This window comes from Amycolatopsis eburnea, assembly GCF_003937945.1.
GTDB lineage: Bacteria > Actinomycetota > Actinomycetes > Mycobacteriales > Pseudonocardiaceae > Amycolatopsis > Amycolatopsis eburnea.
This window is the reverse complement of sequence record NZ_RSEC01000061.1, coordinates 369,292-381,904: the sequence shown is the minus strand read 5'-3', so window position 1 is coordinate 381,904 and position 12,613 is coordinate 369,292. Positions and strand designations below refer to the sequence as shown.

Sequence of the window (12,613 nt, the reverse complement as noted above, 5' to 3'; positions counted from 1 at the left end):
CCGGCGGGGGAAGGGTCAGCGCATCGCGGCGACGAGGCTCGCCGGGCGCAGGTCGGTCCAGTTCTTTTCGACGTACTCCAGGCACGCGGCGCGGGTGTCCTCGCCGTGCACGGTCCGCCAGCCGGCCGGGACGTCCACGGTGGACGGCCAGAGCGAGTGCTGGTTCTCGGCGTTGACCAGGACGAGGAAGGTGCCGTTCTCGTCTTCGAAGGGGTTGCTCATGATTTCTTCTCCTCTGTGAGGGCGGCCCGGCCGAGTGCCGGGGTGGCGACGAGCAGGGCGAGCGCGACGAGCGCGACCGCGGCGTGGGCGAACATGGTCAGCGGGACGCCGAGCGCCTCGACCAGGACGCCGATCAGGAGGTTGCCGACCGGGGTGGCGGCGAGGGTGAACAGCGCGAGGATCGACATGACGCGCCCGCGCATCTCCTTCGCCGACCACCGCTGGGCGAGGCTCACGAGCACGAGCGCGGTGAGCCCGGCGACCAGGCCGAGGGTGAAGAAGGCGGCGATGCCGACGGCGAGGTTCCCGGTGGCCAGCAGGGCGAGGCAGCCGGCCTGCGCGGCGAGCCCCGCGGTGGCCAGGCGCCCGGCCTTCTCCCGCGGCGGCCACTTGACCGAGACGACGAAGGCGAGGGACGCGCCGAGCGTCATGGCGGTCAGCAGCCAGCCGGCGCCTTGGTTGCCGCCGAGCAGGACGAGCCCGAGGTTGATCGGCCCGGCGCCGCTGAGTTCGAGCAGCCCGGTGACGATCATGGCGGTCCGGAGCGCGGGCCTCCTCGCGACGTACCGCGCGCCTTCGGCTATTTCCTTGCCCAGCTGCCGGAGCTTGACGCGCTGCCGGGGTTCCTTGCTGGTCAGGGTCTTGGTGTTCCCGGCGGCGACGGCGGAGACCGCGAAGCTGACGCCGTTGACGACGGCGACGGTGACGAGCCCCCCGAGCCCGGCCAGCCACGACCCGAGCGCCCCACCCGCGGCCTGCCCCCCACGCACGGCGGCGAGGTAGACGGCGTTGCCCCGCACGAGGTGCTCGGCCGGCAGCAGGTTCGGCCGGAGCGCGTCGGAGGCCGGGATGAAGAAGGCACTGGCCACGGCCATGACGACGATCAGCCCGGCGAGCAGCGGGACCGACGGCCCGGCCACCAGGACGGCGGCCGCTCCGCCGAGCATGGCGCCGGCGCGGACGAGGTCGGTGGTGATCAGCACCCGGCGCGGCCCGGTCCGGTCGGCTACTGCGCCGCCGACGAGGAGGGTGAGGACTTTCGGGAGGGACCCGAGGGCGAGGACGAGGCCGGCGAGGGCCGGGCCCGCGGTGCCGACGAGGGTGACGGAGAGCGCGATGAGCCAGACGGCGTCGCCGAAGGAGGACAGCCCCATGGCGGCGACGAGGCCGAGGAAGGGAGCGGGAAGCGCTTTGCCCGCGCTCGCTTCCGCGCCGGGCGTCACGGCCGCCACACCCGGGCCGGCCGCCTCGGTGCGGGGCTCCTCCACCGCGGTCATGACGCACCGCCGATCAGCCCCGCGCCCTCCGGACCACCGCACCGGCGCGTCATGACAGCACCTGCTCGCGAACCGGCGCCGGCGTGCCCGGGAACCACACGTCCTCCGGCGTCAGCGCGTCCGCCTGGTACTGACCCAGCGCGCTCAGCAGCAGCCGCAGCTCCAAAGCCAGCGCCTCGACGAACCGGACCAGCCCGGCCTCCGGATCCGTGTCGACCGCCAGCAGCGCCGCCCGGCCGAGGCCCGCCGCGCGGGCGCCCAGTGCCAGGGCCTTCGCCACCCGCGTGCCCTCCCACATGCGGCCCGACGCCAGCAGGCACCCGCCCGGTACCCCGATGCGGGACAAGCACTCCCCCAACGGAAGCCCGACCGACGCGAACGACAACGGCGTCCAGCCGGACCCCCCTTCGGCACCATCGACCGTGACCGCGTCGGCACCCGCCTCCCAAGCCACCGAAGCAGCGGAAGCGACGTCGCGGCCCGGCGGGAGCTTCACCCACACCCCCGCGCGCGGGAAGTTGTTGCGCATCAAGCGGATCTGCTGCCGCAGGATCTCCGGCGTGAACGTCCCGGGCGAGCTGCTCCGCAGCACCGAAGACCCCAGCGACAGATCCACCGCATACAGAGAAGCGAGCGAAGCGGCGTCAGCAGGCGAAACCAGCGTCATCCCGCCGAGCCCCGGCTTCGCGCCCTGCCCGACCTTCAGCTCGAACGCCAGCCGCCCCGACTCCAGCAGCGGAGCCGCCGACGGGTCGGAGTACACGAGGTTCCAGACCTCCGCGTCGGCGTCCTCCGTGCTCTGCTGCACGACGACGCCGCCGAGGCCGTCCGGGACCGCGTCGCCGTACGCCCGCAGGCGCTCCAGCAACGTCCCGGCCGAAGCTCCTCCCACGCGCCCGTGGCCGTGCACCGGGACGACGTTCTCGCCGATCACCATCGGGATCCCGATGGCCGCGGCCTGCGCCGACGCCGCCGCGCCGAGGCCGGCGCCCGCGACCTGCGTCGAGCCGAACGCCGACAGGTACACCGGCAGCGCAGACGCGAACCCGCCGATCGACGTCGCGAGCGAGACGTCGCCGTACAGCGGCTCACGGCCCAGCTCGATCAGCTTCTCCAGCCGCCGCGGCACGAACACCGGGGGCACCAGCCGCGCCGCGTCCAGAACGTCCGAAGGGGCGTCCGGCGAGGCACCGAACAACGAAGTCCCGTAAGAAGAAGCGTCCGGGAACACCGCCGCGGCGCCCGACCGGGCCCGCGCCCGGACCTGGTCGGCGGGGAACCCGGCAGCGCTCAGCGCGGTCACGGCGAGACCACCCCCGGCAGCTTCGGGAACGCCGTCGCCTGCCACACCGAGTCCAGCCCGGCCACGTACCGCGTGAACCGCTGGATGCCCAGACCGAAGCCCGCGCTCGCCGGGATCCCCGACCGGACCAGGTCGAGGTACCAGGCGTACTTCGCCGGGTTCTCGCCCGTTTCGCGCATCCGCGTGACGATCCGGCCGTACTCGTGCTCCCGCTCGCTGCCGCTGCACAGCTCGCCGTACCCCTCGGGCGCGATCAGGTCGAAGTTGCGCAGGACACCGGGCACCGAAACGCTTTCCCGGTCGTAGAACCCGCGCGAGCCCTTCGGGTAGTCGACGAGGAAGAACGGCCGCGCGTGCTTCTCCGACAGGATCGCCTCGCCCGCCCAGTCGATCTCGGCGTCCGCGCTCTGCGGGTGGCCGAGCTCGCGCAGCGTCTCGACGGCGGTCGCGTGCGCCAGCCTGCCGAACGCGCCGCCGAGCAGGTCGGTGAACGCGCCCGAGTCACGGCCCAGCGCTTCCAGCACGTCGCCCGCGTCCTCGACGACCCGGCGCACCACGTGCGCCACCAGGTCCTGCAGCAGGTCGAGCACGTCGTCGCGGGACGCGCCGGCGACCTCGACGTCGAGCTGGTGGAACTCGGCCAGGTGCCGGCTCGTGTTCGCCGTCTCCAGCGGTTCGAGCCGGACGTTCGGCGCGACGTAGAAGATCTTCGGGAAGCCCAGCAGCGACGCCTGCTTGTACAGGATCGCGCTGGTCATCAGCTTGTAGCGGTGACCGTAGAAGTCGACGTCCACCTGCTTCGCGCCGCGGCCGCCCGGGTCGGTGACCGGGCCGATCACCGGCGGCAGCAGCTCGGTGAAGCCGCGGGCGCCCAGGAACGCGCGCGCCTCGGCGAGCAGCTTGTGCTGCAGGCCCAGCACGTGCCGGGTGCGCTCCGCGGTCAGGTGCGTGCGCGGGTCCGGCGGATCGGTGTACTCCATGGCGTTCTCACTCCCAGCTGGTCGGGCGGTTCAGGACAGGACCGGGTCGAGCCGTCGGCGGTGGTAGGACAGGTCGGCGAGCAGCCGGGTCGCGCTGACCCGGTCGTGGCCGCGGCGGCCGCCCAGCGCGGGCGGCAGCGGCATCCGGCCGGTGTGCCACCACTGGAGGCGGCCTTCGTCGTCGAGCACGCACCGGGTTTCGCCGCCGTTGTCGGGGTGCAGGCAGTACGGGACGTCGAGCAGTCCGCGTTCGAACGCCGCCGGCAGCGCCTCGGCCAGCGTCGGGGCGAGCGAACGCACCTCGTCGACGAGCAGCCGCGCCTGGGCGTACACCTCGGTCTCCCCCGGCGGCGCGGCGGGCGCGGGTGCCGAGCGCGCGGTCGCGTGCGCCAGTTGCAGCGCCGAGACGTTCTCTTCGACGGTCGGGATCCGGTGCGCTTCCGCGGTGGTCTTGACGATCAGCCGCTCGGTGCCCGTGCGCACGGCCAGCCGGACGCTCTCGGCGACCAGCTCCCGCGCCCCGGACGCGGACTCCGGGAACAACCCCATGTACGTGTAGAGCACGAGGTGGTGGTCCACAGTGGACAGTTCCTCTTCGCACAGCCGCCGCATCGCCCACAGCGCTTCGGCGTCCTGCTCCGGGCTCGTCTGCTGCGCGTAGCTGGCCGACACGCTGCGCACGCCGTGCTCGGCGAAGAACAGGCACTCCAGCACCGAAAGCGCGACGAGCAGGCCCGGCGGGCACAGCTGGCCGAGCATGCAGCCGCCGAAGCTCTCCAGGTGGCAGTCGACCGCCTGCCCGGCCAGCAGCGACGCCGAGCGCGACCACGCCTTCGCCGCCGTCCGCAGCGGCACGCTGCTGTAGGGCAGGCAGTAGGACACCGGCCCGCCCTCGGAGGCGTCGAGGCCGGCTTCGAGCATCACGGCGAAGATGTCTTCGGGCTGCGCCGAGCCGTGCCGCACCTGGACCGGGAAGCCGGGCAGGTCCGCCACCAGCCCGGCGGTGACCGAAGGCCCCAGTGCCACCAGCGGGAAGCCGTTGAGCGGGACCCCGGACTGGACGGACATCGCGGCGAGGTCGTGCTGCCCGGTGCGGGTGTAGCTGTCGAGCGTCACGGTGCCGACCGCCGGGACGCCGGCCCCGGCCACCGCGTGCAGCCCGCGGCGCATCGCGGCCGGGTCGGAGAACCCCATCCGCGGCTGGACGACGAGCGTCCGGCGGCGGCGGTGCTCGGCCACGAACGCGCTGAACACCGACCGGGCAGCGGTCACCGCAAGGTCCGGATGTTCGCGGCGACGAACTCGCGGAAGGACTCGATCGCCTGGCCGGAATCGCCGGCGCCGACGTGGAACACCGCGTCGTAGCCCAGCGCCAGCAGCTCGGCCTCCAGCGCGCTGTTGGCGTCGCCGTGGACGCCGAGCTTGCCGCCGATGACGGCGGGCAGCCCGGCCAGGACGGCGTCGGCCCGCAGCGCGGAGATCACCCGGGCGCCGTCGACGTGGCCGTGGCCGTTGATGGTGCTGATCACCAGGCAGTCCGGCCGCTCGGCGCGGCAGGCCGCCAGCAGCCGCTCGACCGGGACGCAGGCGCCGAGGTTGACCACCTCGTGGCCCATTTCCTCCATGATCAGCTGGAGGGCGACGAGGTTCCACATGTGCGAGTCGGACTGGACGCTGGACAGGACGAACTTCAGCGGGGACCCCGCGGACACGGCGGGCCGGTCCGGGGTCTGCTCGATCTGGAAGGTGGTCATCGTGCGTCGCTCCCTGTGCGTTCGGGGAACGTCCGCGGTGCGGGCCGCGAACTTCTCACGACGAATCGTCATCGGCCGGCGCCCGGCGCACATGGGTGCGGCGGCCCCGCATTCCCCCGCCGCCCGCCCACCCCGGTCCGCCTCGCGCGCGGGCGTCGCGGCCGCGCGCGCGTTCGCGGAGTCCTGGGTGCCGGGTGCCCCGGACGGGTGGCGCACCCCGCGTTCCTGCCCCCGGGAACCCGCCCGCCGAACGGCCCAACCGCCACGTCCACCCGGCCCCATCCCCCACTTCGCGACCAGGCGTTTTCCCGCTCGATCCCCCATGAGCCCCCAGAGCGCCCCCATGCCGCGCGGGAATGCGGGCGTAGCACCCCCATGTAACCGGCGTCACCCGCTGGCATGCTCGATCCCGTGATTCCCCCGCAGCCGAACCCGGCGACCACGACGCTCCCGCCCACCTGGTGGGCGGCCGGGCTGACCCCGCACGAGCGGCGCCCCGGCACCCGCCCCGCGTGGGTCGACTTCGCCGAGGCCGCACTTTCACGTGAAAGTGCGGCCCCCAGGTCGGCACTTTCACGTGAAAGTGCGGCTTGGCGCGAGGCGTTCGCCGGGGTGTTCCGGCCCTTCACCGACGCGGCCCGGGCCGCGATCGCGGCTGCCGCAGCGGGTTCGCCCGCCGTCGACGCCGCTTCGGTCGCGGACGGCTGCGCCGCGCAGCTCGGCCACCAGCTGGCCGGCCTCGCCGCCCGCACCCTGGTGCTGGAGCTCGGCCGGGCGCGGCACAAGGAGATCCTCGACGGCGAAACCCCGGAAGCGCGCTTCGCCGACTTCGTCCGCCGGACCGGCACCCCCGCCGGCCTGACCGACCTGCTGCACCGCTACCCCGTGCTCGCCCGGCTCGCCGCGCAGGCGTCCCTGTTCGCGATCGCCGCCACCACCGAGCTGCTGGCCCGGTTCGACGCCGACCGCGTGGCCCTCGCCGCGTTCGTCGGCACCGACCCCGGCCCGCTGGTCGAGGTGAGCGGCGGCACCGGCGACGCGCACCAGCGCGGCCGCGCGGTCCGCGAACTGCGGTTCGCCGGCGGCGCGCGGGTCGTCTACAAGCCGCGTCCGCTCGACCTGCACACGGCGTTCACCGCGCTGGTCGGCTGGCTCAACCCGCGCGTCCCCGGCCTGGAGCTGGAAACCGTCGACGTGCTCACCCGGCCCGGCTACGGCTGGCTGCGGTTCGTCGAGCACCGGCCGTGCGCGGACCTCACCCAGGTCGACCGCTTCTACCGCCGCCAAGGCGTGCTGCTCGCCCTGCTGCACGCCCTCGACGGCACCGACGTGCACTTCGAGAACATCATCGCGGCCGGCGACCAGCCGGTGCTGATCGACATCGAGACGCTGTTCCAGCCCGTGCTGCCGGCCGAAAGCACCGAAACCGACCCGGCCGCGGAGCTGCTCGCCCGCTCGGTGCACCGGACCATGCTGCTGCCGCAGATGATCGTCGGCGAGCACGGCGCGGTGGACATCTCCGGGCTCGGCGGCGGCCGCGCCGCGGCCCCGGCGCTGGAGCGCGTCGACTGGCTCGACGCCGGCACCGACCGGATGCGGCTGGTCCGGGTGCCCGGCAGCGTCGGCACCGGCGTCAACCGGCCCACCCTCGGCGGCGTCGACGTCGAGCCCGCCGAGCACGGCGCCGCGCTGCTGGCCGGGTTCCGCGCCGGGTACGACGCCATCGCCGCCGGCGCGACCGAGTTCGCCGCGCTGCTGGAAAGCTGCGCCGGCGCGGGGATCCGCGTGCTGGTCCGGCCGACCAGCTTCTACACGCGGCTGCTCGACGAGACCACGCACCCGTCCCTGCTGGCCGACGCGGCCGCGCGCGACGAGGCCTTCGGGCTGCTGCACGACGACAGCACCGACGACGTCCGCCGCGCGCTGGTGGCCGCGGAGCTGACCGACCTGTGGGCCGGCGACGTCCCGATGTTCACCGGCGAGCCCGGCTCCGCCGACGTCTGGGACACCGAGCGCAACCGGCTGGCCGGGCTGCTCGGCACGACGCCGCTGGCGTCGGTGCGGGCGAAGGTCGCCGGCATGACCACCATCGACCGCCGCGACCAGGAGTGGCTGATCTCCGCCGCGCTGGCCACCCGGCCGGACGCCGAGACGCACGCCGGCAGCGGGGTCAGCGACGGCATCCTGCCGAGCAAGACCCCCGAGCCCGCGCACCTGCTTTCGGCGGCGTGCGGGGTCGCCGACGCTATCATCGCCCGCGCCTGCACGGCCGGCGGTCGCGTCAACTGGGTGGGGCTGGAGCTGGTCGACGAGAAGTACTGGACCGTGCTGCCGATGGGCGGCGGGCTCGGCGAGGGCTACCCCGGCGTGGCGCTGTTCCTCGCCCAGCTCGCCGAGCTGACCGGCATCGACCGCTACCGGGACCTGGCCGGCAAGGCGATTTCCGGTCTGCCGTCGCTGGTTTCCGCGCTCGAAGCCGACCCGGAACTCGCCGAAGCGGCCGGGCCGGGTGGCCTGCTCGGCCTCGGCGGCGTCGCCTACGCCGCGGCCCGCCTCGCGCGGCTGCTCGACCGGCCGGACCTGCTGGACCTCTGCGCCCGCACGGTCGCGGTGATGCCGGCCCCGACACCGCGGACGTCCCCGCGGTTCACCACCGGGCTGGCCGGCGGGCTGGTCGCGCTGCGCTCGGTCGCCACCCAGACCGGCCTGGAGCCCGCCACCGCGCTCGCCGGTGCCTACGCGGCCGAGCTCGCGAGCCGGTCCATCGACCCCGACCTGGCCGACCCCGGGTTCGCGCACGGCGCGGCCGGCGTCGACTGGGCCCTGTCCGGGCACCCGCGCGAGACCGCGACGCTGCCGCCCGCGAAGGCCGCGACCGGGCACGGCTGGTGCTCCGGCCTGGCCGGCCAGGTGCTCGCCTACGCCGGCGACCCCGACGTGCTCGGCGGCCTCGACGAGCAGGTCCGGCGCCTCGCCGCCCAGGAACCGCTGCGCGACTTGTCGCTCTGCCACGGCGAAACCGGCATCACCGACGTCCTCGGCGTGCTCGCCGAGACCGGCCACGCCGGCGCGGAAGCCGCGCTCGCCACCCGGACCGGCCTGCTGCTGACCGCCGTCGAACAGGACGGCGCGCGCTGCGGCACCCCGGACGGCGTGCCCTCCCCCGGCCTGCTCACCGGCCTGGCCGGCATCGGCTACGGCCTGCTGCGCCTCGGCTTCGGCCCCCGCGTCCCGTCCGCCCTGCTCCTGCAAGCCCCGACCCGCTGATCCGCCCCACCTTCACGAGGAGAGAACCACCGATGCGCGAAACCACGACCGAGACCGCCGAAGCCACCGTCGGCGCCCTGGTGCTCCCGCAGGCGAACCACGCCGGCGCGCGCAACCAGGCGCTCGCGGGCACCCGGCCCCGGCTCTCCGGCGTCACGCTCGACACGCTCGGTTCGCCGACGGTCGTCACCAACGGCACCTTCGCTCTCTGACTCCTTTCCCCCATCCCCCGGCACCGAAGGCGAATCCCATGACCGAGCACGACTTCCCCGAGAACCCCGTCGGCGACCTGACCCTCCCGGTGTCCACCCGCACCGGCGCCCGCAACCGCGCGCTGTCCGGCCAGGCGCCGCGGCTGAGCCAGAACAGCCTGAGCACCCTCGACATCACGCCGGTCTTCACCGTCGCCTTCGCCGAATAGCTTCCGTTTAACCCCGTACGACTACCGAGAGTGGAGCCACCTGCATGACCGAGCACGACTTCGCCGGCACGGACAACCCGATCGGCGACTTGACCCTCCCGACGTCGGCCCGGACGGGCGCGCGCAACCACGCGCTGTCCGGCAAGGCGGCGCGGGTCAGCCAGAACTCCCTGACCACGATGGACATCACGGTCGTCACGGGCGCGTTCCCCGGATAGTGAGACGGACCCGGGCGTCGGTATTTCGACCTACGCCCGGAGGGGGTCCGTCCGGATATAGTGACCGCGATGGGCATCCGATCGACGCGCCTGATCGGGCGCGACAGGGAGCTCGGCGCGCTGTCCCAGGCTCTGGAGAAGGCCCGCACCGACCACGGTGGGGCCTTCTTCCTTGTCGGCGAGGGCGGGATCGGGAAGTCCCGGCTCGCCGCCGACGTCGCCGCGCGGGCACTGGCGACCGGGCTCCCCGTGCTGCGCGGGCGAGCCAGCTCGATCGGGCCGATGGTCCCGTTCCGGCCGCTGGCCGAGGCCCTGCTCTCGCACTTCCGCGGCGGCCACCCGCCCGCGGCGCCCGAACTCGACCCGCTCGTGCCGGTGCTCGCCCGGCTCGTCCCCGACTGGTACCGCGGCGACCGCCCGCACGACAACGGCAACCTCCTCGTCCTCGCCGAGGCCGTGTTCCGGCTGCTGTCGGTGGCCGGGCGCGAAGGCGGCTGCCTGATCGTGCTGGAAGACCTGCACAACGCGGACGCCGAAACCCTGTTCATCGTCGAATACCTCGTCGACAACCTGGCGTCGAGCCGGGTGATGCTGATCGGCACCCTGCGCAACGAGCCGGGTGAGGCGCTCCGGCTCGCGACGGCGGCGTCGCAGCGCTCGGCCAGCCACACCTTCGAACTGACCCGCCTCGACGCCGCGCGCACCCGCGAGTTCGCCGCCGCCTGCCTGGAAACCGAGCCGGCCGCGGTCCCCGCCGCCGTCGCGAACCTGTTGTGGCAGAACAGCGAAGGCGTCCCGTTCGTCGTCGAAGAACTGCTGCACGGCATGGTCACCGACGGCCTGCTCGTCGGCGGCGCGCACGGCTGGCAGGTCGTCGGCGAGCTGCAGGCCCGCGTGCCGGAGGCGCTGATCAGCAGCATCGCCGCGCGCGTCGACGCACTCGGGTCGGACGGCGAAACGCTGCTGTCGGTGGCCGCCGTGCTGGGCAGGCGGTTCCCGCTTTCGGTCGTGCAGGCGGTCACCGACATGGACGACCGCATGCTGCACAACCACATCAGCGCGAGCGTCGCCGCGCACTTGGTGACCACCGACGAGACCACGCCCGGCTGGTACGCCTTCCGCCACCCGCTCACCGCGGAGGCGCTGCTCGCGCGGCTCGTGCCGTCGACGAAGGCGAACCTGGCGCGCCGGGCCGCGGACGCCGTCGAGCAGCTGCACCCGGGCCTGCCCGGCGAGCTGTGCGCGCTGGCGGCGGCGTTGCGGCTGACGGCGCTGGACCACCCGGGTGCCGGGCGGCTGTTCGCCGAGGCCGGCCGCCGCGCCCTCGACGGCGGCGCGGCCGACTCGGCGGTGACCATGCTGACCCGCGCCGTCGACCTGCTGGCCACGGCGAGCCCCGACGACCGCGCCGACGCGCTGGAGTCGCTGCTGCACGCGCTCGGGCAGACCGGGCAGTTCGACCGCGCGGTCGAGTTTTCCGCTCGCTTCGCGGAGATCGGCCGGCTGGAGCGCGCGGTCGACCTGCACGTCCAGCTGGCGTGGGCGGCCTACATCGGCGGGCGGCACGACGAGTGCCTCAACCAGATCGAGCAAGCCCGCGCCCCGCTCGGCGGCGAGATGACCGAGGAGCAGAAGGCGGGCCTCGACGCCGTCGAAGCGACGCTGTGGCTGGACATCCCGGGCCCGGCGCACACCGAACGCGCCCGCCGGCTCGCCGAACAGGCGTGGCAGGTCGCCGAGCGCGCCGGCGTGCCGTTCGTGTCGTGCCAGGCGTTGCAGGTGCTCGGCATGGTGGCGCTGGAGACGGATCTGGCCGAGGCCGAGCGCTACCTGCAGCTGGCGCGGCGGCTGGCCGAGCGCCACCAGCTCACGCACCTGCGCACCCAGGTGCTGGTCCGCCTCGGCGGCCACCGGATGCTCGCCGAGGGCGACGTCCGCACGTTCGACCTCGCCCGCGCGGAGGCCCAGCGCACCGGCGCGATCACGCTCACCTGCGCGGTCGACGCGAGCCGCGCGGTGCACGCGGTGATGCGCGGCGAGTTCGCCCACGCCGAGCGCATCCTCGACGAAAACCTCGCGGTGCTGGGCCGGCTCCGGCTGGTGGCGCTGCTGCAGTACACGCACATGACGCGCGCGATGGTGGCCGCCCACCAGGCGGACCGGCCCCGGATGGAAGCCGCCCTCGACGACTTCCGCGCCGAGGGCGGCAACAGCGCGCAGGAGATGGTACTGAGCGTCGGGCTGGCACAGGTGTTCTGCTCGCTGCTGGAGGAGGACGCCGAACGCGCCCGCCGCGAGCTCGCGCAGGTGCTGGCCCTGGAGGAGCGCCAGCCGAGCCGCTTCCACCTGGCGGGCCAGCACGGCCTGCGCCTGCTGATCGAGGCCCTCGACGGCACGGCCCCTCCGGAGCGTCCCCCGGCGGCGGTGAGCGGCATGCGCTGGAACCGCCAGTTCGTCCTGCTGGGCGACGCGGTCCGCCACGGCCGCGCCGGCTCTCCGGAGCTGGCCGACGAGGCGGTCGCGGCCGCGATCGAAGCGGCGTCCCCGTTCCCGATGAGCCGCCACCTGGGCCTGCGCATGGTGGCGGAATCCGCCGCGGCCGACGGCTGGGGCGACCCGGTGACGTGGCTCAAGGAAGCGGAGGAGTACTTCCACCAGGCGGACGTGACGGCGGTGGCGAGCGCGTGCCGCGGCCTGCTGCGCAAGACGGGCGTCGCGGTCGGCCAGCGCCGCACGGGCTCCGACCGCCTCCCGGCCGGCCTGCGTTCGGCGGGGGTGACGGTCCGCGAGTACGAGGTGCTGCAGCTGCTGGCGGACAACATGGGCAACAAGGACATCGCCCGGCGGCTGCACATTTCCCCGCGGACGGTGGAGAAGCACGTGGCCAGCCTGATGGCGAAGTCGAACCTGCAGAACCGCAGCGCGTTGACGGAGTACGCCCGCAACACGCCCCACTGACGCGCCGCGGTGCGCGGGATGTCATGAAAGAGTCGTTCATCTCGCCGGACGACATGAACGACCCTTTCATGACATCCCCGCGGCGCCGGGCCGACCACGCGGCCACGCGACTCGGCCGCCGGTCACCCACTCGCCGGCGCGACTCTGCCGGAGCCCTGTCGCCGGACGCCATGAAAGGGTCGTTCACCTCGCCGGACGCCAGGGCTCCGGCAA

The 12,613-nt window shown here is 74.1% G+C and carries 11 protein-coding genes; 5 read left to right on the top strand and 6 right to left on the bottom strand.

The genetic code is table 11. From position 1 onward, the window contains the following. Window positions 1-15 precede the first annotated feature (15 nt). Genes EIY87_RS41160 through EIY87_RS41135 form a run of 6 tightly spaced genes read right to left on the bottom strand, consistent with a single transcriptional unit; the run spans window position 16 to window position 5,536 of the window. On the bottom strand, window positions 16-222 hold the full coding sequence (locus EIY87_RS41160; protein ID WP_125315379.1) for an MbtH family protein: 207 nt from the start codon (window positions 220-222) through the stop codon (window positions 16-18). Next, the gene (locus EIY87_RS41155; RefSeq protein WP_125315378.1) at window positions 219-1,499 is read right to left on the bottom strand and encodes an MFS transporter; all 1,281 of its coding nucleotides are present in this window, start codon (window positions 1,497-1,499) and stop codon (window positions 219-221) included. Before EIY87_RS41155 ends, EIY87_RS41160 begins: the two co-directional genes overlap by 4 nt. A 49-nt stretch (window positions 1,500-1,548) precedes the next feature. Beyond that, window positions 1,549-2,802, bottom strand: a complete 1,254-nt coding sequence (locus tag EIY87_RS41150; protein WP_125315377.1) for a glutamate synthase-related protein — start codon at window positions 2,800-2,802, stop codon at window positions 1,549-1,551. Continuing rightward, a complete protein-coding gene (locus tag EIY87_RS41145) occupies window positions 2,799-3,782 on the bottom strand; it encodes an asparagine synthetase A (protein ID WP_125315376.1) in 984 nt (327 codons plus the stop codon). Before EIY87_RS41145 ends, EIY87_RS41150 begins: the two co-directional genes overlap by 4 nt. A 30-nt stretch (window positions 3,783-3,812) precedes the next feature. Next, a complete protein-coding gene (locus EIY87_RS41140; RefSeq protein ID WP_125315375.1) occupies window positions 3,813-5,054 on the bottom strand; it encodes a methylaspartate mutase in 1,242 nt (413 codons plus the stop codon). Then, window positions 5,051-5,536 (bottom strand): cobalamin B12-binding domain-containing protein, encoded by a 486-nt coding sequence (locus EIY87_RS41135; RefSeq protein ID WP_125315374.1) that lies wholly within the window; start codon window positions 5,534-5,536, stop codon window positions 5,051-5,053. The genes EIY87_RS41140 and EIY87_RS41135 overlap by 4 nt, the downstream gene beginning before the upstream one ends. Window positions 5,537-5,947: 411 nt before the next feature. Between EIY87_RS41135 and EIY87_RS41130 the strand changes: the two genes are divergently transcribed. The 5 genes from EIY87_RS41130 (at window position 5,948) to EIY87_RS41120 (ending at window position 12,400) form a co-directional block, all read left to right on the top strand. Next, complete coding sequence (locus EIY87_RS41130; protein ID WP_225440362.1) at window positions 5,948-8,803, top strand: type 2 lanthipeptide synthetase LanM family protein; 2,856 nt, start codon at window positions 5,948-5,950, stop codon at window positions 8,801-8,803. Window positions 8,804-8,835: 32 nt separating this feature from the next. Next, window positions 8,836-9,015 carry a hypothetical protein gene (locus EIY87_RS41125; RefSeq protein ID WP_125315372.1) on the top strand — a complete coding sequence of 60 codons (180 nt, stop codon included), beginning with the start codon at window positions 8,836-8,838 and terminating at the stop codon, window positions 9,013-9,015. Window positions 9,016-9,053: 38 nt separating this feature from the next. After that, on the top strand, window positions 9,054-9,224 hold the full coding sequence (locus EIY87_RS47925) for a hypothetical protein (protein ID WP_158641454.1): 171 nt from the start codon (window positions 9,054-9,056) through the stop codon (window positions 9,222-9,224). 44 nt (window positions 9,225-9,268) lie between these two features. After that, on the top strand, window positions 9,269-9,442 hold the full coding sequence (locus EIY87_RS47920) for a hypothetical protein (protein ID WP_158104460.1): 174 nt from the start codon (window positions 9,269-9,271) through the stop codon (window positions 9,440-9,442). A 69-nt stretch (window positions 9,443-9,511) separates the two neighbouring features. Further along, complete coding sequence (locus EIY87_RS41120; protein ID WP_125315371.1) at window positions 9,512-12,400, top strand: helix-turn-helix transcriptional regulator; 2,889 nt, start codon at window positions 9,512-9,514, stop codon at window positions 12,398-12,400. Window positions 12,401-12,613 lie beyond the last annotated feature (213 nt).